The 24,337-nt window shown below is 52.8% G+C and carries 22 protein-coding genes; 3 read left to right on the forward strand and 19 right to left on the reverse strand.

Going from position 1 to position 24,337, the window contains the following annotated elements:
* Positions 1–13 precede the first annotated feature (13 nt).
* Entirely contained in the window at positions 14–5,284 is a 5,271-nt protein-coding gene (gene traI, locus BGE37_RS21685) for a conjugative transfer relaxase/helicase TraI (RefSeq protein ID WP_105288433.1), read from the reverse strand.
* A gap of 81 nt (positions 5,285–5,365) precedes the next feature.
* Here traI and vapB point away from each other — a divergent pair, with 81 nt between their 5' ends.
* Together vapB and vapC are read left to right on the forward strand one after the other, a co-directional pair.
* Complete coding sequence (gene vapB / locus BGE37_RS21690) at positions 5,366–5,593, forward strand: toxin-antitoxin system antitoxin VapB (RefSeq protein WP_000450532.1); 228 nt, start codon at positions 5,366–5,368, stop codon at positions 5,591–5,593.
* The gene (gene vapC / locus BGE37_RS21695; protein ID WP_000911317.1) at positions 5,593–5,991 is read left to right on the forward strand and encodes a type II toxin-antitoxin system tRNA(fMet)-specific endonuclease VapC; all 399 of its coding nucleotides are present in this window, start codon (positions 5,593–5,595) and stop codon (positions 5,989–5,991) included. Before vapB ends, vapC begins: the two co-directional genes overlap by 1 nt.
* 8 nt (positions 5,992–5,999) lie before the next feature.
* Here the strand turns inward: vapC and traD are convergent, their stop codons facing one another.
* The 9 genes from traD to traQ all read right to left on the reverse strand — a co-directional run bounded on the left by traD (position 6,000) and on the right by traQ (position 15,354).
* Positions 6,000–8,153: a type IV conjugative transfer system coupling protein TraD gene (traD, locus tag BGE37_RS21700; RefSeq protein WP_001603683.1), complete on the reverse strand. Its 2,154-nt coding sequence runs from the start codon at positions 8,151–8,153 to the stop codon at positions 6,000–6,002.
* Between the two features lie 251 nt (positions 8,154–8,404).
* Positions 8,405–9,136, reverse strand: coding sequence for a conjugal transfer complement resistance protein TraT (traT, locus tag BGE37_RS21710; RefSeq protein WP_097486084.1), 732 nt, complete (start codon positions 9,134–9,136; stop codon positions 8,405–8,407).
* A gap of 24 nt (positions 9,137–9,160) precedes the next feature.
* Complete coding sequence (gene traS, locus BGE37_RS21715; RefSeq protein ID WP_000632670.1) at positions 9,161–9,682, reverse strand: conjugal transfer entry exclusion protein TraS; 522 nt, start codon at positions 9,680–9,682, stop codon at positions 9,161–9,163.
* A gap of 32 nt (positions 9,683–9,714) precedes the next feature.
* Positions 9,715–12,531, reverse strand: coding sequence for a conjugal transfer mating-pair stabilization protein TraG (gene traG / locus BGE37_RS21720; RefSeq protein WP_097409445.1), 2,817 nt, complete (start codon positions 12,529–12,531; stop codon positions 9,715–9,717).
* Positions 12,528–13,901, reverse strand: coding sequence for a conjugal transfer pilus assembly protein TraH (gene traH / locus BGE37_RS21725; RefSeq protein WP_000944319.1), 1,374 nt, complete (start codon positions 13,899–13,901; stop codon positions 12,528–12,530). Before traH ends, traG begins: the two co-directional genes overlap by 4 nt.
* Complete coding sequence (gene trbF, locus BGE37_RS21730; RefSeq protein WP_024248460.1) at positions 13,888–14,280, reverse strand: F-type conjugal transfer protein TrbF; 393 nt, start codon at positions 14,278–14,280, stop codon at positions 13,888–13,890. The genes traH and trbF overlap by 14 nt, the downstream gene beginning before the upstream one ends.
* Positions 14,267–14,608, reverse strand: coding sequence for a P-type conjugative transfer protein TrbJ (gene trbJ, locus BGE37_RS21735; protein WP_097409446.1), 342 nt, complete (start codon positions 14,606–14,608; stop codon positions 14,267–14,269). Before trbJ ends, trbF begins: the two co-directional genes overlap by 14 nt.
* Positions 14,538–15,083 (reverse strand): type-F conjugative transfer system pilin assembly thiol-disulfide isomerase TrbB, encoded by a 546-nt coding sequence (gene trbB / locus BGE37_RS21740; protein WP_063115183.1) that lies wholly within the window; start codon positions 15,081–15,083, stop codon positions 14,538–14,540. The genes trbJ and trbB overlap by 71 nt, the downstream gene beginning before the upstream one ends.
* Positions 15,070–15,354 (reverse strand): type-F conjugative transfer system pilin chaperone TraQ, encoded by a 285-nt coding sequence (gene traQ / locus BGE37_RS21745; protein WP_000624109.1) that lies wholly within the window; start codon positions 15,352–15,354, stop codon positions 15,070–15,072. The genes trbB and traQ overlap by 14 nt, the downstream gene beginning before the upstream one ends.
* Before the next feature lie 80 nt (positions 15,355–15,434).
* Between traQ and BGE37_RS21750 the strand changes: the two genes are divergently transcribed.
* Positions 15,435–15,749, forward strand: a complete 315-nt coding sequence (locus BGE37_RS21750; protein WP_000415566.1) for a protein ArtA — start codon at positions 15,435–15,437, stop codon at positions 15,747–15,749.
* 1 nt (position 15,750) lies between these two features.
* Here BGE37_RS21750 and trbA read toward each other — a convergent pair whose 3' ends face one another.
* The 9 genes from trbA to traC are packed head-to-tail and all read right to left on the reverse strand — an operon-like array spanning position 15,751 to position 24,214.
* On the reverse strand, positions 15,751–16,098 hold the full coding sequence (gene trbA, locus BGE37_RS21755) for a conjugal transfer protein TrbA (RefSeq protein WP_001287910.1): 348 nt from the start codon (positions 16,096–16,098) through the stop codon (positions 15,751–15,753).
* 15 nt (positions 16,099–16,113) lie between these two features.
* Positions 16,114–16,857, reverse strand: coding sequence for a type-F conjugative transfer system pilin assembly protein TraF (gene traF, locus BGE37_RS21760; RefSeq protein ID WP_001030378.1), 744 nt, complete (start codon positions 16,855–16,857; stop codon positions 16,114–16,116).
* Complete coding sequence (locus BGE37_RS21765; RefSeq protein ID WP_063115180.1) at positions 16,850–17,107, reverse strand: conjugal transfer protein TrbE; 258 nt, start codon at positions 17,105–17,107, stop codon at positions 16,850–16,852. Before BGE37_RS21765 ends, traF begins: the two co-directional genes overlap by 8 nt.
* Before the next feature lie 26 nt (positions 17,108–17,133).
* Positions 17,134–18,942, reverse strand: a complete 1,809-nt coding sequence (gene traN / locus BGE37_RS21770; RefSeq protein ID WP_000821838.1) for a type-F conjugative transfer system mating-pair stabilization protein TraN — start codon at positions 18,940–18,942, stop codon at positions 17,134–17,136.
* Complete coding sequence (gene trbC / locus BGE37_RS21775) at positions 18,939–19,577, reverse strand: type-F conjugative transfer system pilin assembly protein TrbC (RefSeq protein WP_000777695.1); 639 nt, start codon at positions 19,575–19,577, stop codon at positions 18,939–18,941. The genes traN and trbC overlap by 4 nt, the downstream gene beginning before the upstream one ends.
* Positions 19,578–19,585: 8 nt before the next feature.
* Entirely contained in the window at positions 19,586–20,578 is a 993-nt protein-coding gene (traU, locus tag BGE37_RS21780) for a conjugal transfer pilus assembly protein TraU (RefSeq protein WP_000830183.1), read from the reverse strand.
* Positions 20,575–21,207 carry a type-F conjugative transfer system protein TraW gene (traW, locus tag BGE37_RS21785; protein ID WP_001203720.1) on the reverse strand — a complete coding sequence of 211 codons (633 nt, stop codon included), beginning with the start codon at positions 21,205–21,207 and terminating at the stop codon, positions 20,575–20,577. The genes traU and traW overlap by 4 nt, the downstream gene beginning before the upstream one ends.
* On the reverse strand, positions 21,204–21,590 hold the full coding sequence (gene trbI / locus BGE37_RS21790; RefSeq protein WP_000099690.1) for a type-F conjugative transfer system protein TrbI: 387 nt from the start codon (positions 21,588–21,590) through the stop codon (positions 21,204–21,206). The genes traW and trbI overlap by 4 nt, the downstream gene beginning before the upstream one ends.
* Positions 21,587–24,214: a type IV secretion system protein TraC gene (gene traC / locus BGE37_RS21795; RefSeq protein WP_105288435.1), complete on the reverse strand. Its 2,628-nt coding sequence runs from the start codon at positions 24,212–24,214 to the stop codon at positions 21,587–21,589. Before traC ends, trbI begins: the two co-directional genes overlap by 4 nt.
* Positions 24,215–24,337: the final 123 nt, after the last annotated feature.

Here is a 24,337-nt window from a genome sequence, read left to right on the forward strand (position 1 = left end):
TTATCTTCCTGTGTCAGTCTCCGCCCAGGGTTTTCTCTTTCTGCAGGTCACGAACCATATCCCGCTCCATCTGCTGCAGTCGCTCCTGCAGCAGATTTTCCCGGGCAACCTCCCGGACCGCTTCCCGCACCCGTTGTGGTTCACGCAGTACACTCTCCGGCAGCGCGGCTTCCCGTTCAGATATGGCAGACCGGTCACGCTCCAGCCCGGCAATATCCCTGACAGCCTGCTCTGTTTTGCCGTCCGGCAGGTCAGGTTTGTTCTCTGCCATTTTACGGACAATTTCATCCGCACGGCGTTCCGTTTCACGGCGGATGGCCTCTTCAGCCTGCCGCTGTGCCAGTACCTCTGCCGTGACCGGTTCGCCATTTCCGGCTCCCGGCTGAACGCTGTTGTCCGGGATATCCCCCCACACGCGACCACCGGTGATGGTACCGGGATTCCACGGACGACCTTCACCGGCGATTCTTACCACCACACCGCTGTCAGGATTATCACGGGCAATCCGGACACCATCCTGCATATTATCAGCCAGCAGGCTCTCTCCGTTACGGCTGCCCTGCAGGGCCACGAACTGCGCATCCCCGCTGCCTTTCACCCGGCCTTCACCACTGAAGCCCCGCAGCCCGTTTCCGTCATCCGTGGTCAGCGGGTTCAGCCAGATACCAGCTGACTTGCCGTTACGGTCAAAAGCCGGCAGTGCCACATACGGCTGCGGATATTTGCGCCCGGGTGCAATAAACCGTGCAGGACTGTCTCCCCCGGCCAGCCCTGCCTGACGGAGAACGGCACGGCCGGCCACCACGTCCCGCAGCTCCCGCGCCGTACTGAACAGCCGCTCTGCATTCATGACCTCCCGGTCCGATTTCGGCTCCAGCACATCGTGGGCAGTTCCTTTCTGTACGGCATTGTTAATGGCATCCGTCCAGCCCTGACGGTTATCGGTATACACCTGCACATGCTGCTTCATACGCGACAGGGCCACGTAGGCTGACTCAAAGCCGGCCATCTGTTTCCGGTTACCTTCCGTGCCTTCAAGCGCAATGGCAAAGGTTTCACTTGCCCCCTGCGCACCGTGGGCGGTGATGGCATAGGCCAGGTCAATATGTTGCTCTGCCCGCTCCTGACCGGGGCGAATCACCCGGGTCTGCTGTCCGTCCGACAGCGTGACACTGTCACCGGAAACCGCTGTCACCGTCCAGACGCTGTTGGCCACATAACCGCGCTCCCGGTCACTCTTCGTGAAGCGCATCCGGTCACCGGTTCCCACCCGGATGGTGTCCGGAGTGTACAGTGTGACGCCTTCAGCCACCGCCTCCCGGGGCGAAATCAGCCGCGTGTTACCTTCCGCATCCTGCAGGGTTATCAGCCCGTCATCCTTGCTGATACCGGCAATCCGGTGATACACATTATCCACCAGGGCAAGTGCGTCCCGATGTGTCTCCCAGGTGGAGAGACGACGCAACTCCCCGTCGCGTATATTCGCTGTGTTCAGGACAGGCACCATGACCTGCTCTTTTCCCAGCTCACCGGCCTTTTCCCGTGCATCATGAATCATGCTGTTCAGTACGCGCCGGTCCTCATTCAGATGCGTGACAATCAGCGTCTGCTCCCGTGCTTCCGGCGTCCTGCCGGTATAATCGCGGACAATGGCTTCATACAGTGTCATGGGAATATCCGGAAAAGCCTCACCTTTCAGCATCGCCTTCTGCTGCGCTTCTGCCAGTTTCGCTTCCTGGCTGTGACTGAACTCCGTCACGGAGTGCTCCGGTACCCATGCGCCCTCCTGACGTGGCACCTGAGACGGTTTCACACTCTCAAGCCCGGACAGTGCCCTTTCCACATCCCGGTTAATCAGGCTGTATACCGCCTCCCGCAGCTCCGGCGTCTGGCGCACAATCTCCTTCATGATGGCCACATCGGCAGTACTGCGCGTCTGCTGGAGACGGAAAGGCTGACCGGGCGCGATGGCCTGCAACTGGTCCGTGTCACCACTGGCCACGGCACGACCGCCACCGGCCGCAATCAGGGCGTATGCCCGTGCCATGTCGGTATTGCCCACCATAGAGCTCTCATCGAGCAGGAACAGCGTGTTGCTGAAATTCGGCGTTTCTCCGCTGCGCTGCAGCAGCTGCGTGTCATGCAGAAAGGACGCCAGCGTCTGTGCATCCACGCCGGCGCTGCGCATCTCACCGACCGCACGGTGCGTGGGCCCCAGCCCCACGACACGGGGACGTTCACTCTCCGGCAGCATGTTCACGGCTGACATCACCGCCCGGAACTGTGTGGTCTTACCCACACCGGCATAGCCCTGCACCACCGTGAAACGGTCGGACGTTTCCAGTATCATGCGGGTAGCGGCACGCTGTCCTGATGTCAGTTTATCCATGAGTTCGCCAGGTACTCTCTCCATCAGTGGCGTGACCGCCTCCTTACCTTCGAGAATATGGCGAAGAATGCTCTTTTCTGCCTCATACGACGCACGGGAAACCAGCAGGCCTGTGCCATAGCCTTTTGCCACATCCACATACAGTAAATCACCGCGTTTTATCTGCGCATTGATTTCCCCTCCCAGTTCAGTAAAACTGGTTCCTTCTGCAGCAAACGACTTCGCCTCTGTCAGCAGGTCCACCATGCTGAAGGCCAGGTTTTTACTTTCCACCACAGGAAGCGCCAGATGAATAGCCTGCTGTGCCGGCGTGTGAAGCCCGGTTTTCTGCAGACTGATAGCGGTTTCCAGCAATGTCTCACCGGCACGCGCCTTTATCTGCTCAGAAACCACCGTAAAGGAGGGATGGCGGGCAAGTTTTTCCGCAGTACGGGTTTCATCCAGTGAGGAATACAGCCGGACATCACGACCGCTGCGGGCCAGACCGTTCAGGGTGGCGTTGTCCATTGCCATCTGTGTGACGGAGGCAAAAACCTTCGCACTGTCGCTGACGGAATGCCCAGGCGTTTCCACCCAGCCGTTCTCCAGCTTCAGTGCCATGAATGGTGAATCGCTCACAGGCAGGGAGGCCGGTTCAGCCCGCCCCGGCACAACAACCGTCATCGCATCTTCACTGACGGATGCCACCTGCAGGCGGTCACCGCCGGAGACGCGGAGTCCGGGAATTTTCCCTGTCACCCTCAGTCGCTCGCCGTCTGCCACCGGCATTTTTTCCGGCCGGAACAGCGACCAGCTGCTGTCCAGGGAGGAAATACGCACCACCTGCGTTTCACCCTGCGCATCCCGCAGGGTCAGGCTGTTACTCTGCGCCGTCACCCGGTCGATAACATAGCGGTCATGACTGCGTGTCTCCGGGTTCCACTGCTCCATCACCATCCCCGGACGGTACATATCCCGCAGATAACGGCTCCGGCTGTCCAGCCAGACCGGCGACAGGGCGGTCATGGTTACCTCCGGGCGTCCGAGCACGCCCTGTGTTTTCAGCTCACTGCGAATGGCCTGTGTCAGTATGGCCTGTTCCCGTACCCCGCTGACCTGTGCCACGCTCTCTTCTCCGGCTTTCACGCTGGCCGCAAAATCTCCTGCCAGCCGGGCATAGCGGACATTACGGTCCGGTTCACTGATGATGGTGGCCGGTCGCTGTTCTCCCCCCTGCCAGCGATATGTGTTCACCCCGGCATCCTTCATGGCCATCAGCGCACTGCCTGTACCGGTTCGCTGCCCGCTGTCGGTTATCAGGACCTGTACGTTATGACGTGCGGCACCGTCCAGCAGGGTTAACGTCTCTTTCAGGGAGAGTTTTTCGCCCTGGTCAACGATAACAGTACTGCCCGGCGTGAAGGCCATGCCTTCCAGCAACTGACGACGTCCGGTTATCAGCTCACCGGACAGCCGTTCATCCTGCTTCAGGTTCATCTGCGAGCGACGGTCAGCAGCGATAATCTGCACTTCCCGCCCCTGCTCCCGGGCCATCATGACCAGTTCAGCCACCCGCTCACGCTGCCCGGCTGCACCGCCCTGCCCGGACACAATGGCCAGCGACGGACGGTCCTGTGCCAGAACACTGACCGCATCGCTGTAACCAGCCGTCCGGGGGACACTTTTCTCCGGATGTACGGTCACCCGGTTCTGTTTCATGATGTCACGACTGAGTGCCCGGACGGACAGCTCATCGAGCACATGAATTCCTGATGTGAACAGCCCCTTCTCACGGTCGAGGGGGATAAGCTGCTCACGACTGATGGCCTCATCGATACCGGCGCGTACCCGTTCAATCACACCATTTTCCGGCGGCAGTATACCGACCGTTCTGGCCAGCACGTCCGTGTACGTAAACTGCACTTTTCGTTCACTTAATCCGGCAATCGCCTGTGTCACCGCCTGCTGCACATCCGGCCCCTCCTGTGAAACAGCCCCGGGCGCCTGCGTGCGGGTCTCCGCACGCTGATCCGCCGCGTCACGATATGCCCGGATGTCGAACCCGGTTTCCTTCAGCGTCTGCATCCATTCAGCCATTCTGACTTCAGGATCGACGTGCTGTTTGGATTTTCGCGTATCCAGTGCCGCCACATCCCGGGATTTCAACGAGGCGTCCTCCCCGACGGCCTCCCGGATAGTCTGCGAGCGTCCGGAAAAGGCCTCCACCGGTACGCCCGGCATTTCCCACATACCGTGCTTACCGACCACTTCAGTTTCATAGCCCAGCGCCTCAACCTGCTCTTTCAGTTTTTCCCGGTAGAGCCTGCCAAAGGCAATCTGATTAGCGTACACATTCTCAATGAACCCCGTTTTCCCCACTTTGTCACTGCTCAGTGTCTTCCATTCGCCGTTATGCTGCGTGACATTAGCCACCACCGCATGCGTGTGTAACTGTGGTTCCTGATCGCGACTGGTGTCGTGGTTAAACAGTGCCATAACCAGATTACCGGTCAGCACCGTTTCTGACTGTCCGTCCGTCATCACCCGTGTGGAGGCCAGCGCCTCCACCTGACGGACAGCAAAATCCACGGCCTGGTTATGTGCTTCAATAAGACGTTTGTCCCCCCCGAGCATGGCCATCATGGAGACACTTTTGGGAGCGGAAAAGGTCAGGTCGTAGCCGGGACGATGCCTGTTACGGCCATCCTGCATGCGGCTTAAATCCGCCCCGTCTGGCAACCTGCCCTCCAGAAGGCGGGTAAAGACATCCTTATCGACACTGCCCTGCAGCCCCAGTTGTTCAGCCCCCTGGCCGGCCCAGCGTTCTCCCATGCTGCCCAGCACATAGTAATTATCCTTGTCGGTATAATAGTTCCCGGCACTTCCGGCCGATCTGACCTGCGCAATACTCATCATAAACGTATATCCCTTTGACATATCCCGGCATCAATCCCACAATGGATATACACAAGACATATCCACATAAGGAGGCAAATAATGGAAACCACCGTATTTCTCAGCAACCGCAGCCAGGCGGTCAGACTGCCAAAAGCGGTTGCATTGCCGGAAAACGTAAAACGCGTTGAAGTGATTGCTGTCGGACGAACCCGAATCATTACGCCTGCCGGAGAGACATGGGACGAATGGTTCGACGGAAACAGTGTCAGCGCTGATTTTATGGATAACAGGGAACAGCCTGGTATGCAGGAAAGGGAGTCATTCTGATGCTGAAGTTTATGCTCGATACCAACATCTGCATTTTTACGATAAAGAACAAACCCGCCAGTGTCAGGGAACGTTTTAACCTGAACCAGGGGAGAATGTGCATCAGTTCGGTCACTCTGATGGAGCTGATATATGGTGCAGAAAAAAGCCAGATGCCTGAACGTAATCTCGCTGTGATCGAGGGATTTGTTTCCCGCATTGACGTTCTGGATTACGACGCTGCTGCTGCCACACACACCGGCCAGATAAGAGCAGAACTTGCCCGTCAGGGACGCCCTGTCGGGCCATTTGATCAAATGATCGCAGGTCATGCCCGCAGTCGGGGACTGATTATTGTGACTAATAACACCCGGGAATTTGAACGTGTGGGCGGCCTGAGAATTGAAGACTGGAGTTGACCTGTTCATCAGAAATCATCTCCCGGCTCAACATCCTCCCCGCGCTCCCGGTGCACATTAATGTTCACCTCTTCACGACGCTGCATCTGCTGCTGGATGTCCGGATGATTTTCCTGTTGCCATGCCTCATAAGCGGCCATATCCACCACTTCACCGGATTCACTGATCCCGGGTGGCAGTTGCTGTTCCATCTCTTCTTCCGGTTTCATTTTCAGTTCCTGCTCGATCCCCCCTGCCGGAACATTCACACCTGAATCTGACTTCTTATCGTTGATGGCAGGAGACACCGGCTGTTGCGGCTGTTCAGCCTGAGTCACGTCTTCTCCGGAAACAACCTCCGGGACATCCGGTTCGAAGAGGCTGGCCATCTGACGACCTTCTGCTTCCCTTGCGGCAAGTACGGCACTCAGACGGTTCTCCATTTCCGGGTTGATGTCACGCGGAATAAACTCCGGAGCGACCTTCGGTCGTGTCTGATATTTCAGAGAGAGTTTTACTGCCGGATACGGTCCGGGCAGGGTGACATAACAGGTCAGATCCGGCAGAGACTGAATGTCGGAATAACTGACCAGCGTCTGGCGCTCCATATCCTTACCGGTCGATACCCCGTCACGTACCGGATCAGCACCGTAGGAATACTGCTCGCTGGCTTTCAGGTGCTCTTTCTCACCAATTTCACCGGCAGCAAACTCTGCAATCTTATGGCTGGGAGAACGGAAAAAGGCACGGGTGTTCATGACGTCAAACAGCGAGGCAGCCGCTTTCTCACCGTAGATATCTTCCAGCTGGGCATAGGACTGGATACCAAACACATAACAGCCACCGAACTTACGGGCTTCCGGCAGGATCTCCACCAGGTCCGGCAGTTTGTGTAACGTGGGTAACTCATCACAGAAAAACCACACACGACGGTTACGGTTTTCTCCCATTGCCAGCAGACCACGAATGGCAATGGACAGCCACATGGAGATCACCGGCTTCAGGGAGGCATGGGTGTCGGCATTCGACGAAATAAACAGCCAGCCGTTTTTCTGATCTTCCCGGACACCACGCATCCAGTCACGGATGGTAAAAGACTCACCGTTATGCTCAATCCCCTGCAGGTAACGGATGGCTTTCACGTAGTTGGTCAGCACAGCACGGATGGAAATCGCCGTTTTCTCAATTTTCTCTTCCACCAGGTTGGCCGCCGGTGAATTACGCAGGAAGGTACGCAGTTTTTCGATTTTGATGGAAAGCAGTGTGTCCACCAGTTTGCTGTAGCTGCGGTTGGGGTCATTACGCATCAGGTACGCCGCTTCCGCAAAAATGGTACGTCCTGACCCCTGCCAGAACGGGTCCTCTTTTGTACCCATCGGGATCAGCGTGTTCGCGGTATTATCAAAATCCGGCTGTGTCAGGCACTCCTTCCACAAATCCCAGGCGGCACAGCGGGCATCCAGCGGATTCAGGATTTTATCGATGGAGGGATCATAGTAACTTTTAACAAATTCCCCTGAACGGTCATAAATCACCACCATATCTCCACGCTGACGGGCGTAGTTGGCCAGACGACGGATAACTTCCGACTTACCGGCCCCGACCGTGCCGTGCAGACAGAAGTTCTGGATTTCGGAATCCCGGATAATCGGCAGGTCGCCAATCCGTATATCGGAGTCCTTGCCGTCTTTTTTCAGCATCCGGGCAACGTCTTTCGGATTGTCTGTCAGCTGACGACCACCTGTGACTTCATTTTCGCTCTGTTGTTTACCCTGACGCCCCAGAATCCAGGAGACAACAAAGAAGGTAATCAGGCAAATAACCAGTGCCACAACTGTAGCCAGAACGAATGCGGACCATAGCTGCTCTCCGCACCAGATCATATATTTATCATGCAGTACCTGAGCAGCGTTCATCCGGAAGGTTTTGCCGTAATACTGGATCTCATATACCGGCTGGGACTTGATTAAATCCCGCATGCCTTCCAGCGTGGTACACCACCAGTAAATACAGCCGTTCACAAACGTCTGCCAGCTTATTTTTACCCATAAAACCAGACCAACGAGTATCCAGAAAAAAATAAACAGGCAGTAAAGCATGATATTGGCGATCTGGCTGAACATGCGGATACGCATGGACGCAATCTGACCGCCCTGGGTCATATCCTTTGCGTTAAAACTCATGATGATATTCCGAAGAAAAAAAGTCAGTCAGACTGATTATTAATGATGAAAAGATTAATAACCGTTAAATTCCGGCTTCGCCGGCAACACTTCACGGTCGCACAAAGAATTTGCACAACCGCTCAGTGTTTTCATATTTATTTCGGAAACGCCGGGGAGAAATAAAATTTATTTTTTTCTTTCCGGGGTTGGACCACGAGCAAAGCGAGACATCAGTCAGGAGGCCGGTCAGACCAGCCTCCTGAAGATAATCAGAGAATATTTGCGATTGATTTGGCCAGCTGGTCTTCGAGAACAGGCTTCGCCTCTTCAAATTTCAGGTTAACCTTGTTCGCATTTGAGACCACACGGGTCTGGTATTTATGCTGGTTACCTGTTTCAGTACTGGTCTGAATTTTCGCACCTGATGTGCCCTGACGCAGGGCGGCAACATTATCCGTTGTCACCGTTGTCTTAGAACGCTCTGCAATCTGCACATCCGTGATCATGGTATAGTTCACATCTTCCACCATCGCATCTGCAGCCATACCCACCAGACCAGCAGCAAGGCCCACACCGAGTGTGGCACCGGCAGAATTGGAATTATATCCGGTGATACCGGCACCTAACGCTGCACCAACTGCTGCGCCTTCATAACCACGGTTCAGCCATCCCTGAGACTCCCGCAGATCCATCTTATCGGCCTTCAGCACATTCGCCTGAATCCAGTAGTAGGCTTTATCCGGAGAAGTCACCACCTGATACCCTTTTGCTTTCACAGCATCAGCAATTTTGCCCTGCAGCCCACTCATGTCTTTATCAGACGTGTTTTTGATCTGCAGAAATACCGTGCGTTCGCTGGCGGGTTCAAGCCAGATGGTCTCACTCATCTGAGTCTTCACCTCAAGGTTACGCTTCTTGATTGCTGTGCTCATCGCACCACACCCTGAAAGGGCCAGAGTGGAACTGACCAGTGCAACCATCATTAGTTTTTTTGTTTTCATCATATATTTACTCTCTAATATCTTTTATTTTACTCTTGATAACTTCTTGTTTTTGACGTAACTATTGATTGCATCAATAACACCAACAAATTGATATCTACCGATATCTAATTGAATCAAGAACGCCATAATAACCGTCACTAAAATTGCGCCAAAACCGTATATAATCCCTCCACCTAAAAAAGACCATAAAAATATAACCCCCATATACACAATGAAATACACTTTAAGTTTTGATGATATAACCCTCATTACGGATGATGTCTTTAGGAATTCTTCCGGCAGAGAGAAATATAACATTCTAATCCTTGCCACAATAAACAGAATAATAAGTCCAAGCCATCCTCCGGCTAACACAGCAGTGAGTGTTTCACTTGTCTTTTGTGTTATTAGAAATGACATTAGCAAGGGACAAAAAATCATCCACCCCATGATGATAAGCCCGGGTTTTAATCCCTGCCATAGTGACGGAATTCTAATATCTCCTGAGTCAATATGTTTCTTTAAAACTTCCAACTCACTACTGATAATTTGTTGTGTAATCATGGTCTCTCCATACCCTACCCAACATGTTATGATTATTTTTTATGCTGGTAACTCTTTGCTTTCTCTAAAAGCTCTTTCGGACTATCAGCACCAGGTATTCTTTCCTGAGCCAGCTTTTCTTCATTATATTTATTATTCTGAGTTAATGCTTCTGTTTTATGATGATTTTGTAGTTCAGAATACTGCCCTTTTACAATATTTTCCTCGCCTCGGATGCTGTTCTGAGTATCTCCGATATTACCTCGATATTCTGTGACCATATTATCAACCTGATGTTTTACATCATTACGGATATTACTGTCCTGCGTTCTTTGCTCAATAATGGCCTGATGTCCCTGATGATCAGCAATAATAACCTGGCTGCCACCACCCGAAGGTACGCTCTCCATTCCTTTACCTATATCTCTACGGGATTCACGCCAGGTGTTATCAACACCAGGCTGTACCTGTTCCTGCACAAAAGACCACGCCATAGCCCGACGGCGTTCTGCAATCTCCGGCGAACTGGTATTTGTCAGAATAGCTTCAACATCCTGCGGTGCGTTTTTCATCACATACTGTGCAAACTGTTGCGACAGATCTTCACTCATCTGCCCACTCATACTCTCAGTACGGGATGCCATTTCAGCATATTCATGGCTGCGGGTCATATTCGTCGTGTACTGGTCGTAACTCTGTTTCGCTGAATTCAGGGCTGCAGACAACTGATCCACACGGGAATCAGCATTATTGTCAGTATGGCTGCCGGATTCACTGACTTTGCGGCTGGTAAAGTAATCGCTGGCTTCTTTAAAGTCTTGTGTAGCTCTGGCATCGATATCATGACGAGCATCATGGCTGGCCCGTGAACCACTACTGGCTTCATGTGAGTCAAGATCACTGCCATCAATGCTTGCCTTAGCTCCGGCCTGGAGACCAACCCCTCCACCGTTACCCAATACACTTATGCCTAAATGCCCTTTAGCATAAGCATCACCGTAAAGGCCAAGCGACGCATTTGTACTTCTCGAGGCCAGTTCTCTCGTCGCCTGCTCATTACTGATATTATGCGCCTTCGCATAGCTTTCCACTGCACTGCGCATACGGCTGGCCATCATGGAGTCCTGAGCACTCATCGTGCTGTCAGCACCACCAGTGACAGAGTCACTGCTCCCCCGGTTAGAGCCAAACTGACTGAGTGTGTTCCAGGCACTGGCAATACTGCTGCTGAAACCATGCAGGGCACTTTCGGCTCTGTTCGACGCCTCCCGGGCCATTTCCTGTTGTGCCGCTGCAATCTGACGCGTTGCATTGATACCGACCGGTAACCGGGACATCGCTCCGCTTGCATCCATCACCATATTACCGTCACGGGTCTGTGTGGCGGTTGCGCCACTGCCGGTCTGGTACATCATCTGACCAAACGACGTGGTGCTGTTGGTGCTCCAGCTGAAGCCGTTCACGTTTTCCGTCTGCATGTTGCCGTAGGAGTAATTACCGTCAACCACACTGCCTGCTGCACTGGCCGTTGGACTGATAGATGAAGAGGCGAAGTGGCTGTACACGCTGGAAAAACCTGCGCCAAGGCCTTTTACCATCATCCATGACAACGGGGGGATCATGGCTGAAAGATACCCGGCAGTGGAGGCCAGGTCAGAGTATTTCAGCTGTATCTGAGAGAGTTCAGACAACACGACCGGCGCACCATTCTGTTTCGCATAGAATGTCATGGCACTGTTCAGAATGGCATACAACAACGGCCAGGTCTGCAGCCACATCAGGGCAAACACATACCCCTTTAATACAGACAATGTCAGCTTGTTAAAGACAGCCGCCAGTATCAGGAGCGGGAATATACCAATGGCAATCCCCGTCAGGATAGTCTGGACCATCGGCAGGTTTCGCATAGTTACATGACCAATGGAGACATGTGCCAGACGTTGTTTCTCCATCGATGACGTGGTGGCCAGACTTACCAGGCTGGCGGTGTCACCGTTACGGGCTGCATTACTGGTGATACCCTCTTTCAGGGCATTCATGGTGACGTTCTGGCGCATAATCTGGCTGGCAGACTGACTGGAGCCGTAGAAATAACTGTAACTGTCACTGACCAGTTGTCTGAATAACAGGTCCGGGTCCGGTCTGCCGCCAAATATCTGCTGCACATAATAATGCCAGGTCTTGCCTCCCGTCTTTGTATCGAGATTCAGCCTGTCTTTCAGCGTGACCGACGCATCCTTACAAGTTATGAAATTATTATTGTTGTCATAAACGCCCCGTAGCGGGCTGGGGCGGGAAAAAATCAGCGTGTAGGGGTCAGCGGAGGCCATCAGGTCTTCCAGCGTGTATTTATGATTCAGGTAAATATCACCCAGCACGCAGTTCTGGACGTAGTCCTGGAACAGATTGATGATTTCCGGATTCCGGGACAGGAAATCGGTGCTTTTCACAATCAGATTCGCCCCGAACAGCATCCCCGTTTTGCTGTAGGTGACGCTGTCCGGTTGCGTGAAGATCATCTCGTAACTGGCCACCATTGCATGCCCGATACGGGTCGTCAGTGAAAGTGGCATCGCCAGTCCGACCGGCACATTATCCACCCGGTGAACTTTGACCAGGTCACTGTTATCAATAATCTGCACCGATGTGCGGACATTAACCAGCAGGCTGATAAGCACAAACACGGCCACCCAGCCCAGCAAATCCATCACGTTGTGCCGCTGTACCCACATTACGGCCACCGCGAGAACAGACAATGTGAGCGCAATTTTTTCAATGGAATCCCACGTCCAGGTTCCCATAAAGGCGGCAATGGCGTTCAGGTTATTCCGCAACCACTCACCACCGGCAATCACATAAACTTCATTCACAGCGTGCTCCCTCCGAAGTGATAGTTGTTCTGGTAACGACTGAGCATGCGGGCGGAAAGCTGCTGACGCATGTAGCTCATCTGACGATCGACAACCAGCAGCGCATCCTGCTGTACCTGCACCTGTGACTGAAACGCCGCAATCTGCCGGGTGGCATCATTCATGTTGTCGTTAATATGCCCGATAACCGCTTCGTCATAATTTCCCGTGGCCACCATCGCCCGGGCCTGCTGTATCAGCTCCTGAATGTACTGCAGCAGGATGTCGTAACCGATATAGTCCGTCAGCTGGTAAATCATACTGTTGGAAACACCGAGCATCTGCGGGTCAACCAGGTATTTGAAGACGGGGATGGTGGTACTGGAAATAAAGCCTTTTTCCTTGTCATCCAGAGGCGTGTCACTGACAGCCTTGTTCTGAATGCTGGCCAGAAGTTTAGTAATCTGAGACTTCAGTGCATTATCCCGGCTGATGGTCACCGGTGTGTCTGCCACCACTTTCAGGCATTTATCAGAATCGTTGCAGTGATAAATTTTTGCTGTGCCGCCTTCCATCATGGCCCGGATAATTGAGCGGTCAGTGGTTCTGGCTGACAAGGGTGTGATTTCGCCGTTAGGACCAAACACCAGTGAGCCGGTCAGCGTCATCACAAACTCTTTCAGCTCTTTGTTGCCGTCAAACATTCTGTTTTTGGAAAGCGCATTCCACATGATGTTAATGTTTTTGGTCACCCGCTCCTTATCCTTGTCGCTGGCTTTATCCCTGACGCTGTCAGATTTACCGCCAACGGTACATCCCTGCCGGGAAGCCGCCCAGTCAGCAAAAATATTGCTCTCACCGGCAATGTCCTGACAGACTTTTTGCTGGGACACCTGCGTCCGGGGGAAAAGCCCGCCGATAATCCCCTGCGCCGCCTGGCAGGAACTGAGGTTCATGCTGTTAATGTCGCTTGCCATTTTCTGCAGGAAGTCTTTTGCGGTTTTGATTTCCGGCACCGTTGTCTGCAGGGCAAGGTCAAAAAAGTAACCGGCAGCATTACTCATAATCTGCTTAACAAAACGCTGCAGCTGCTCACCATTAATAAAACTGAACGAACCGAGATAAGCGTCGATGCCGCCACATCCGGCATTGATATCCGGCAGCGTCATGGAAATCAGCTGAACATTTTTGACCTGAGTACGGGCATACAGGGAGCCGCCGTAAGCATAGCCGGCAGCCTGCCCCTGCCAGACGCCCGGCTGTGTGGTATTGGAGGCGAAGCCCAGCTTGTTAAAGAACTGATTCATGTCGCTGTTCACATCCGCTGACGCTGCAGGCGTCACCGTCAGTAAGGCGGCACAAAGAATAAAAAGAGGCTTAATGCGAAGCATTATTGCTGCCCTCCCTTAATGTGTTCTCCCGGCGCATACGGCGTTTCAACAGGAATATCCCGATATTTCCGTATATTAATTCGTACATTGGGAACAGAAAAAATGTAACAAGAAACCCGACTGCAAGCGCATATAACGCATACGGAATGACATATATCAGGATATTCCACATATAAATCGAATTATTTAATTCCTGGTCCATTTTCCACGAATCAATACAGGCATCAAAAATAATATTCATAGCTGTCCATAAAACAATTCCGGCAGTCAGGAATACCAGAGGCAATCCAGCATACCTGTCAGTAATTCTGGAAATGTATTTATAATCTCGTTCTGTACTTCTGATTTTGAGTTCAGGATTATTTTTATTTTCTCTCATTATAAGTTCCCTCTGATATTTCCGATAATTCATTCAGACCAGTCCTGCGGCTGTAATATATTTCAGACACCGAAATCCATCCCACAATTGCCCCCACAAAAAACACAACAGAAACAGAAAAGGTAAGACTCAGCGAAACGACAATTTCTACAGGGCTGGCGGGATAAAAAAGCCCCTGACGGATAAAGGGGATATTCAGGCTGACGATTATTCCCGTCACGATGCCGGATATTCCGGCAATGAGTAACACCACCTGCTTATTTCGCACCTTTTTTTCCTCCGTACATCTGCAAAACGGTATCCACCCGCGCCATAAAACCGGCGGCATCCGTTGCCCCCTGTAAAAGCGGTAATGCCTCAAGCGTGTTGACGTTGACCAGGAAGGTGGTCGGTGTGGCCACCGGGATATTCGGGAAGAAGGTCTGCATCACCTCCGGTGGCACCGGTAATGCTTCAGGAAAGGCCGTATCCCCCTGACCATCCAGGGTGTAGGAAAAAACGGAAAAGCCGTACTGCTGTGCCAGCTGTTTCAGTACCGGGTCAAACTGGTGACAGTAAGGGCAATGCCCCTGCATAAACAGCACCACCTTCCAGTCGGCCAGGTTAACCTGCCTGCCATTACTGAGGCGGAACCAGCGGGGAGCCGGCTTTGCTGTCCTGGCTGACGTGCCTGCTGCCGGTTGTGCAGTCTGCGTAGCCATACCCTGCGGATTCCAGAGTCGCTCTATTTCATCCCGGGTGGAGGCCTGCACAGCAGCGGCGCTCAGCAACAGGGTGAACAGCAGTGATTTAGTGAGAGACATGTCCGCCCTCCTGCTGCCCTTCCATCATGGCCTGTTGCCTGGCTTCCAGTGCCTCACGCTCTTCCCGGCTGACACGGGCAATCCATGCATCCAGCACCTGGTATGCGCCGAACAGTACGAGAATGGCCGCAATCAGCTCCGCCAGAAAAAAAGCCATCCAGGGTTTGCTGTAAACAAGACGGGCGACGATATGAAACCAGACACCCAGGGAAAATACCCACATTCCCGTAATATCAAGCCGGGGTAAAGAGAATCTGCGTTTACTTATCATGTTAAACTCCGGTTATTATTTACATGAGAGTATTCATGTCTGTAATATTCGCGTTTGTGTGATATTAATCAGAGGTACAAATGGAAAAGCGATCTTTTAAAGAAAAACTGGAAATAATCAGAAACATAATAAGAGAGTCGTTACTGGGAAATGCGGCAATTATTGCGCTGATATATGCAGCATCACATTCATTACCGGTCAATGCCTTCCCTGACTATCTTGTAATAAGTTTATTAAGTATCGCAGCAGGCATCGTTGTATTATGGTTATTTTCAATTATCTATATTTATTTTTGTGAGCTATTCAGAAGCCACTGGATTGCGGTATGGTTTATCATATGGTCTTCAGTAATCAACCTCATTATTTTGTATGGTTTTTATGACCGTTTTATATGACTTAGCCTGTCATAAGCCCCCTTATAAAAAACCACATCACTCCGGACCATACCGATGACAACACAATACAGATAAATATTCTTCTGAACCTGTCGAAGCTCGTAACGTCCGGTAATGCGGCCGCAACTATTGAAACAACCAGTGCTGCGCCCTGACTCATAATTGCACCACACAGAAACCAGAGACTGGCGGTAAGCACATATAAACACGCGATATTAATAACAAGGAAAACCAGTGAGCTCAGGAGAAACATTTTCCTGTCATTACGCTCAGAAAAGAAATAACCGGCAATAATGACAAATATTAACAGAACAACACCTGTAAACATTTTCAAATAATCTTCACTCATAAATCAAATCCGCGATTAAAAATTGGGTTTAAAATCTTCAGAAACGTTCAGGAACTGTTTTGCCAGGTCGTCCTGCGAAATAAAGCCGTATGATAACGGGCGAACACTGCCCTGTTTCGGGTCAACCAGCATCATGGCCGGGAAATATTTCACGCCGAGGCGCTGCGCCTGCCCCTGGTCAGTCCGGGAATCCGGCAACAGCGGATTAATCACGCCATCCACGGAAACGGGAATAACACTCAGACCATACGTATCCCGGAAGCCATTAATGACCTGCGCCAGTTGCCCGTCGATGGGGTCCTGCCCCCGGTAAAAAAACATGATGCCGTAGTGTTCAGCCAGTTTCGCAATGGCCTGTCGCTGCTGCGCCTGGTCTGCTGCCAGCTGGTTCCGTACCGTGCCGTTGTAATGGCTGTACTGCAGGTTATAGTCCAGTTCAGGATGTGCCAGCATGGCCTTTCTGGCGCTCATGGTGAAAAGCCCGGCCTGCTGAGTCCAGTAATTTTGCAGCCGGAAATATTTCACAAAATTATCCACGCCGGGATACAGAATGGCTTCGTACAGCGCCCGCTTTGTTGCCGTCTGCAGTGCGGCCAGTTTCTGCATAATATCCGGTTCCTGACGGGGGGCTGCAGGTACAGGTTTATTTTCTTTTTCCTTCGGATTTATTTTCTCGTTATACCACTGCCAGCCTGCATCTTTTCCTGACGCCGGAAAAATAAAGCAGCAGAGTAACAGTGGCAGTAATGCTTTATTCATCTTCATTCCTTTCATCACTTTTTCTTTCATCAGATTTCTGCAGGTCAGTCAGGGCAGAAAAACAAAAATACAGAATAAACAGGAGCACACCGGAGTAAAGGATAACGAAAGCAGCGGCAAGCATCCCGTCTGCCGTGGTTTCTTTTACCGTATCCCACAACCAGATAATTACCGGAGAAATGACAATCGCTGTAATCAAAAGCCGGATAAGAAAATCAATAAAACGGTTCGACGTGAATATGACTTTCATCATTTCCCCCGGTTATTTCCCATACCTTACTGTCCTGCCTGTTTCAGCTGGTCAGCAATCTGCTCTTTCACTTTCTGCGTCAGAACGCCACTGTCCGGGATTTTCTGGTTATTCATCAGGTCTTCGTAGAAGTTAGTGAAATCCAGTCTGTTGAACTGAATTTTCTGCAGCTCATCAACCGTAATCCCCCGACAGTCAGGATGCTTCGCACTACCAAAACTGATACGCAACTGACCGTTGCGCCCCTGCTGCTGGACTATCTGCGCCAGCTTCGAATCAAACTGACAGTAGCTGCGTTTTTTCTCCAGACAGACACCCAGCACTTTCTTCGAACAGAACTCCCCGACGCTGACGGTCAGTTTGTTTGATTTTGCTTTAGCCAGGGCCTTTTCATCACTGCTGCATTTGGCCAGCCCGATATCCTGTCCCCAGCCGCTGTCCTTACAGCAGTTGCTGTATCCGGCTGCAGCCTTCTTACAAAATTTCGCCTGACCGGTGAAAGCACGGACATCCCCCCCGTTCAGCGCCGCAACATCCTTACCTGCTGCGGCCAGTGCCGCCAGCTGAGAAACGGCTTCGGCAAAATCATTACTCTGCCCGCTCTGAGCCTTATCGCATTCGCCATCGAGACAGAATACGTCTCCCCCACAGACCATCACTTTCCCGGATGTTTTTGACTCACAGGAGTACGTGGCATATTCATGCAGACAGGCACCTTCTTCGGAGTAAAAGGCACACTGGTGTGACACCAGGGTACAGGCAGGATTGTCGGTGTAGGTCTGACAGGTTCCCTTGTCTGCTGACTGCGTGACATACGTGTCCCGGTATGCCCAGCAGCTCTGGTACATGCTGTATGACTGACCGTCTTTCACCAGCGTCCTGTTCCCGCCAGCCTCCGTACATTCTGTTTTTGTCAGTTTCCCCAGCTCCTTGCTGAACGGGCAGCTTTCAGACCAGACAACATACGGGGTGTACGAGGCTTTTTTTACCCTGACAACCAGACGCAGCTTCATTGCCGTATGACGTTTGAATTTTGTATTCCCGACCCGGACGGGGTGAGATGACGTAAAAGCCACACCGGCAGTCAGTGTTTTCTGTACTGGTGTAAATGAGGCATCTGCTGAGTATTTGGCATTCCAGCTCAGTGGGGTTCCCAGTACTGTAATTGTCATAGGTACACTCTTCTGCAAGTAAGTACGACTCCAGCTGTAATGCGCATCGACAATTTCACCGGTAACGGGAGAGGTAATGGAGACAACATACTGACCATTCACTTCACGTGCAGGTAGCTGACTCATTTCATACTCCAGCGTCCGGGTTTCCCATGTGGTACTCCCCTGCAGCTCCATACGGGCAGTTCGTGTGCAGTACTGCTCCACCTGTAAATCCCGCTCACAGGTGTAATTCGTGTATTCACTCCTGCTAATCTCCTGCGCACTGCACTGCTGCCCGGTGTTTCCCACAATGCTGTCAGCCCGGTTCACCACATCCCTGCCGGTCTGGATAAACGGTGCATCCGGTGAAAGAATGTCTTTCGGCTTGTTCATGAATGACTCTGTAATGGTTTTTCCGGTTTCACCGGTCGCCCATTCCGTGGTGCCGTCATTTTTCAGGCCGCCATCCCCGCCGGCAGTCACGCCACCGTAATATTTTGTCTCGTCCGGATTCGCGTTATAGCCGGGAATACTCTCCTGTGGCTTAAAGCCCTGAATACTGCTGCTTCCCTGCCCTTTGATCTGGTGAGCAAAATCAGAACCGGCCCGGTAATCACTGTTGCTGTCAGCCTGTGCCATGCCGGCAACCAGAGCCAGTATCAGAGGTAAAATACGTTTCATTTCCCGGAATCTCCTTTCCCTGCCAGTAAATCATGAGCCACCTGCCGGCAGTCACCCGTGGCGGCCACTTTCTCCAGCGCCTGGCCGACCCGCAGGTTTCCCCGGATGATGTCGTATCCCTGACTGCAGAACACCACCAGTGCCGGTACAGTGCGAATGCCGTACTGTGAAAACAGCGTCGGGTCGATCTGAACACCATCAGTCGCGCCGTCTTTCACCAGGGACAACACAGCTTCAGCGGTGGTCTTCAGGTCATTGTTCACCATGCCCCGCAGTGTGGCCGGAATACCGTAGTGCCGGGTTTCGCCCAGCATTCGTTTCAGCCCCTCTTCGGGAATGGAAAACGACACAAAATACAGAGCACCCTGCCGGGGTTTCCCGTCCTGCGAAGCCTGCTGTTTACGAACCAGCTCATCCAGGAAATGGTTATCTGAACGCTGAAGGGGGTTTTCCAGCACCTGTTTCTCCGCCCAGGCTTTCAGCTGATGGTCAGGTTTTTCACGCAGTTGTCTGCTTAAATTTTCCTGCTGCTTCAGGAACTGGCGGTTTTCAGGAGTGTTCACGTTTTCTGACGCCATAACCGCCCCGTTCAGCATCATCAGCAGTGCTGCCAGAGATTTCATACTCAGCTTCATCATTCACCTCACAGGAAGACACAGTTACGTTTACGCCACATCAGGTAGCCGAAGTTTTTCTTTGTGTTGGGCGGATTTTTCCCGGTTTCCCAGCGGGTCACGCTGCGCCCGAACGGGTGGCACTGCCCGCTGTCCGGATACATATTCACCATCTGGTAACGCCAGCGTTCTTTGGGCAGGATTGGGGACGGATATTCATTACAGACGGCGTTATTTTTCCCGATGGTTTCCATAATCATGCCCTGACGGTGCAGCTTGAACGCCATGCGTTCACTGACCAGCAGGGAGGACTGCAACGGACTGGACTCATTACTCACCCAGCCATTGAACGGGTACATACTTCCCTGCGAACCGGCACACCAGAACAGAACATCGAGAGGCATATTAAAGGCGCTGGCAATCGCATCTGCTGCGCAGGCTCCCTGTGCTATCGGATTGGCAAAGATGACAGCTTCCGGATTGAGAATGGTGGTCAGGCTGCTGTCCGTCCAGGTGGGGTCGATTTCAGAAAGATAAGCGATATCCAGGTCACCACCTTCCAGACAGCCCAGCGATGTGATGATGTTCAGCCAGTACGTCAGCGGGTATTTGTACCAGTGAACGTGATAGAACGCCCCATTTACCTGCTTCTCATCCTTTTTCGCCGTTCCCTGTGCCGTTTTACCAAAAGCCGGCAGGCTGAAGCCCAGGTTCACCATGCATCCCGGTGACCGGGTGACGTCCGTCAACGCCATCGGCTCCCAGTAACCAATGGCCAGCCCGATACGCCTGAACAGCGGCGGCGGTGCCGGACAAATCTGAATGGGCATCGACGGGTTCGCCGTGTCGGGGACCTTACCCTGACTGACTTTGATACTGCCCAGCGAGAGCGGGAAAATACAGCTCCAGCAGATATCTGTGATCGGGTTTACAAAACGCCCCTCACAGGCAGAATCCGCAGACGCCGCAGGGACATGACCGGCGAAAAGGAATAACATCAGCAGCCACAGCCTTCGCTTCATTTTCTGCCCTCCTCTGCCGGAATAAATTCCACCTTCAGGAAGCGATCGCCGGGAACGGCGCTCACCCGTGCCGGGACCTGATCAATGCCGAGGCGCTGGCAGAGCACACCGTTCTGGTCAAAGTAAACACGGCTGTCCAGAGACTTCTGCATCTCCGGGATACTGCCCTGCACGAGGATAATTTTGCTCTCCAGTGTGGGCGGCGTCTGGCGTTTCATCCAGGCCACCTGCGCCGGATCATCGCCATTGATGAAATACAGCGTCTGGTTAAAAGGAACATACTGCAGCGGATTCATCACTTCACCCTGACGGGCAAACACCCGCCCTTCGTTATCCCGGATATCCGCAGCCAGTCTGACGGACGGGTCAAACAACCGGCTGCCGTATTTCTCCGTGCGTCCGATACCGGGCACGGCAGGGGGCCGCAGACTGTTGCGGATTACCCGCTCCTTAAAGGCATCCATTTTCCGGCCCATCTCACCGGACTGCTCCAGTGCCGTCAGGCGCTGCATGATCACCGTCAGCATGTCCGGCTCCTTTACCGGCCACAGATCGCCCCAGGTACCAAGATCGGCGGCGGCCACACTCTGCCCCCATATCAGCAGGGCAATCAGCCCCCGGCATCTCATGGTTCCGCCCTCATTCGCCGGGCAATATCCTGCTGGATTTCCCGGGTGATATCCGGTGCCCCCTGTACCACAGCAGGCGACACCAGAATGACCGCGTGGTGTTTCTGCTGCCACGCCTGCAGGCTGGCTTCCAGTGCCGTGTTAAAACGCGCTGAAAGGGCTTTTGACTGCGCTTCTGACAGTTGTTTCTGACTGGCGCTGTCAAAAAACGCATCCACGGTCTGTTTCATGTTGAAGGCGACAGTCACCGGTGCGTTCAGTCTGACAATGCCGTAACTGACGGCTGCGTTCAGTAACACCATTGCCAGGCATCCCGGCACCGTCCACCACCAGTGGCTGCGTCGTTCTGCCGTGACGTCGGCGGGTTTCTGCGTTGAACTCATGCCACACTCCTGTATTTCTCATGTTCTTCCAGCCAGGCTTCCAGCGAAGCCATTTCCGGCCCTGACTTCTTCCACGCCAGCTGCCACACTGCCTCATGAATACTCAGCCCCTCTTTACGCTTCTGCTGCACAAACTCAAAATCCGGGCCGTCAGAGCTGTACATGGCGCGGCTTAACGGGTCCACAAACAGACGGTGCCAGGAGGAATGGTTTTCCACCTGCAGCAGGAAGGAACTGAACCACTGGTCTTTGGCCGCACCAAACTTACCAATCATGTCGCGCTGCAGTGGCAGGAACTGGTCCGGATACAGTTGGTTGTATTTCGCGAACTCCTTCGCACTCTGTTTGAGGATAATTTTGTAGGAGGAGTTACCCCATGCCGCGCGGGCAGCACTGGAGGCCTTATCAGAGTCAAAGTCGACGATGTTCTGTGTGATGGTGATATAGGCACCGGTATGACGGCGGGCCGTACGGTAGCCTTTCTCAATAAATTCACCGACCTTGTGATTTTTGAAGTCCAGCAGACGCCAGCCTTCATCAATAACGTTCAGTTTCTTGAGGTTACGCGGCGTGCGGTACATCCTGTTCTCGATGTAGATAATCAGGGAGAACATCACCGCAACCAGCAGTGACGGACGGTCTTCCAGTCCGCCCAGCTCCAGCACCACCATTTTTGCGTCATCCCGCAGGGACGGCTCATCAGAGTTAAAATACTGGCCGTAAGTGCCGTTGGCAGTGTACTGGTCAAGCAGCACAATCATTTCGTCCAGACGGCTGCGGATAGTCGGTGACTCGGCATACTGCTCGCTGTCACTGGCGTTTTTCAGGAAATCCACCACGTCATCAATACGTGCTCTGTTCTCTTTGGCCAGCCAGGAGGCTCTGACCGCCTGCAACAGCAGACCTTCATGCACTTCATCCAGGTTACCGTTGGGGCTGGCCATCACTGACAACTGGTCACGGACACGCTCCGCTGACTGGTCAATATCGGTGATGTTCGCAAACGGGTTAAAACGCAGGGTTTCACCGTCCAGATACACCCCGCCCATGTTCTCACACAGGGACTTGTATCCATCCCCCATGTCGAACACCACGGCAAAGCCTCCGGAGTCCAGCACGCTGCGGATAAGTGGCTGTATCAGCCCGGTTTTACCGGCCCCGGAGGTGCCACAGACCGCCATGTTGTAGTTGGTGTTATTCATCCCCCGGAAGAAAATATCGATAAACGCCAGCTGGTTACGGTAGGTGGGTGCCAGCAGACCTGCCGGTGTCAGGGGGTTATCCGCCACTAACGGCATCAGGTTGGCAACATTAAAGCTCTCTGCGCGCTGAACCACTCCGGCCTCTTTCAGCTGTTTAAACAGCCCTTTCCCGGCCATAAAGGGCAGGCAGGTCAGGAAATTGCGCATGTGGTTAAAGCGCGGTGAAATCAGCTCAAAACCGTTTTTACGAAAGCTGTTCAGGATGTCCTGCTCCACTTCCAGCGCCGTTTCATTATTGTCCTTGCAGAATGCTGTGATGTTGAGGAAGTAGGACACCACGGAGGACTGACCGGAGCCCAGCCGCTGACGCAGTTCCCCCCACTCCTTCGCCTCTTTCTCCACGGACGGAAACCATTTGGCATAGGAGGTCTTCGACTTTTTCTCCAGGTCCATGTACTTCAGGTTGGCTTCGCTGTGGGTTTTCACCTGGTCTTCCACCACCAGAATCAGCGTCAGGATGAACGGACAGGAGATGGACAGTTCCGGGTTCAGCAGGTTGCTGTAGTTGTCGGCCACGTTCCACAGGAAGGCGATTTCCGGGTTACGGGCCAGATGGAAATTCAGGATGCGGGCCGTGCTGTTCCTGCCGTTCTCACGCAGGCCCAGCGTCAGGTAATCAGCCCGGACTTTCAGATCAAAACTGTCCTCCACACACTGATAATTCAGATCAGAATACGGGTCCAGCTGACGTCTTTTCGGGTACAGGGAGTCCGGGTTATGGTTAATCATCTCCCCGACAATATCGATAAAGGCCTGTGCATCCACCGTCTGTGTGGTGATACTGGCCCCCTGTAACGACGCCCGGATGATTTTCACCAGGTTTTCCATTTCCAGAATGTCGGCCCGGCTTTTTTTCTTCGAAGGAGAACAGTACGAGATAAACACCCGGTAATGGCGCAGGGTCAGGGGCAGATTCATCCCCTCCGGCAGCGGAAACTGTGTCGCTGCCGCTTTCATATAATAGGCCCGGGTAATGGCGTTAAACCGTTCAGCCTGTTCACCTGACCAGGAGAACTCACGCAGCCCGTATTCAATCCTGTCACCAACCAGCTGACTGGACATCAGATGGATACACAACGGAATACCGCGCGGCAGTTTGGTGCGCAGCATGTGATCGAGGGCCTCCACAATGGACTCATTCGCCCCATTGATGGGGATGGCTTCCAGCATAAAGCCCATCGTGGTGTCATTCATGAACAGACCGGATTCCTGGTTGTAATCACGGTACGGCAGCAGACGGCTGAACTGCGGGAAGCTCATTTCGCCCAGAACTTCATTGGCCTTTGCGGATTCGTCAGGCAGTTTCAGTGCTGTGACGAGGGAGTTAACCGCCTGAGTGACGGCCTCAAGTGGGTTATTCACATGAATTCCTTAGTTGAAAAATAAAGCGAGAAATGCGGTAGCCATGAAGGGAATACCTGTAATTAACGCGCCATTTCCCGGCGCATATACAAAGATTTCTGTTTTCTGAATATCCACTCATGT

The organism is Escherichia sp. MOD1-EC6300, assembly GCF_002965045.1.
GTDB lineage: Bacteria > Pseudomonadota > Gammaproteobacteria > Enterobacterales > Enterobacteriaceae > Escherichia > Escherichia coli_F.

Bases quoted from the DNA above. Each gene is read 5' to 3' on its own strand.
- trbI (WP_000099690.1), bottom strand. From the start codon at position 21,590: ATGAGTTCAACGCAGAAACCCGCCGACGTCACGGCAGAACGACGCAGC.
- traF (WP_001030378.1), bottom strand. From the start codon at position 16,857: ATGAATAAAGCATTACTGCCACTGTTACTCTGCTGCTTTATTTTTCCG.
- BGE37_RS21750 (WP_000415566.1), top strand. From the start codon at position 15,435: ATGGAAAAGCGATCTTTTAAAGAAAAACTGGAAATAATCAGAAACATA.
- traQ (WP_000624109.1), bottom strand. From the start codon at position 15,354: ATGATAAGTAAACGCAGATTCTCTTTACCCCGGCTTGATATTACGGGA.
- vapC (WP_000911317.1), top strand. From the start codon at position 5,593: ATGCTGAAGTTTATGCTCGATACCAACATCTGCATTTTTACGATAAAG.
- traT (WP_097486084.1), bottom strand. From the start codon at position 9,136: ATGAAAACAAAAAAACTAATGATGGTTGCACTGGTCAGTTCCACTCTG.
- traI (WP_105288433.1), bottom strand. From the start codon at position 5,284: ATGATGAGTATTGCGCAGGTCAGATCGGCCGGAAGTGCCGGGAACTAT.
- trbJ (WP_097409446.1), bottom strand. From the start codon at position 14,608: ATGCCGCCGGTTTTATGGCGCGGGTGGATACCGTTTTGCAGATGTACG.
- trbB (WP_063115183.1), bottom strand. From the start codon at position 15,083: ATGTCTCTCACTAAATCACTGCTGTTCACCCTGTTGCTGAGCGCCGCT.
- trbA (WP_001287910.1), bottom strand. From the start codon at position 16,098: ATGAGTGAAGATTATTTGAAAATGTTTACAGGTGTTGTTCTGTTAATA.
- traN (WP_000821838.1), bottom strand. From the start codon at position 18,942: ATGAAACGTATTTTACCTCTGATACTGGCTCTGGTTGCCGGCATGGCA.
- trbF (WP_024248460.1), bottom strand. From the start codon at position 14,280: ATGAGAGAAAATAAAAATAATCCTGAACTCAAAATCAGAAGTACAGAA.
- traW (WP_001203720.1), bottom strand. From the start codon at position 21,207: ATGAGATGCCGGGGGCTGATTGCCCTGCTGATATGGGGGCAGAGTGTG.
- traD (WP_001603683.1), bottom strand. From the start codon at position 8,153: ATGAGTTTTAACGCAAAGGATATGACCCAGGGCGGTCAGATTGCGTCC.
- vapB (WP_000450532.1), top strand. From the start codon at position 5,366: ATGGAAACCACCGTATTTCTCAGCAACCGCAGCCAGGCGGTCAGACTG.
- BGE37_RS21765 (WP_063115180.1), bottom strand. From the start codon at position 17,107: ATGAAAGTCATATTCACGTCGAACCGTTTTATTGATTTTCTTATCCGG.
- traU (WP_000830183.1), bottom strand. From the start codon at position 20,578: ATGAAGCGAAGGCTGTGGCTGCTGATGTTATTCCTTTTCGCCGGTCAT.
- traS (WP_000632670.1), bottom strand. From the start codon at position 9,682: ATGATTACACAACAAATTATCAGTAGTGAGTTGGAAGTTTTAAAGAAA.
- traH (WP_000944319.1), bottom strand. From the start codon at position 13,901: ATGCTTCGCATTAAGCCTCTTTTTATTCTTTGTGCCGCCTTACTGACG.
- trbC (WP_000777695.1), bottom strand. From the start codon at position 19,577: ATGAAGCTGAGTATGAAATCTCTGGCAGCACTGCTGATGATGCTGAAC.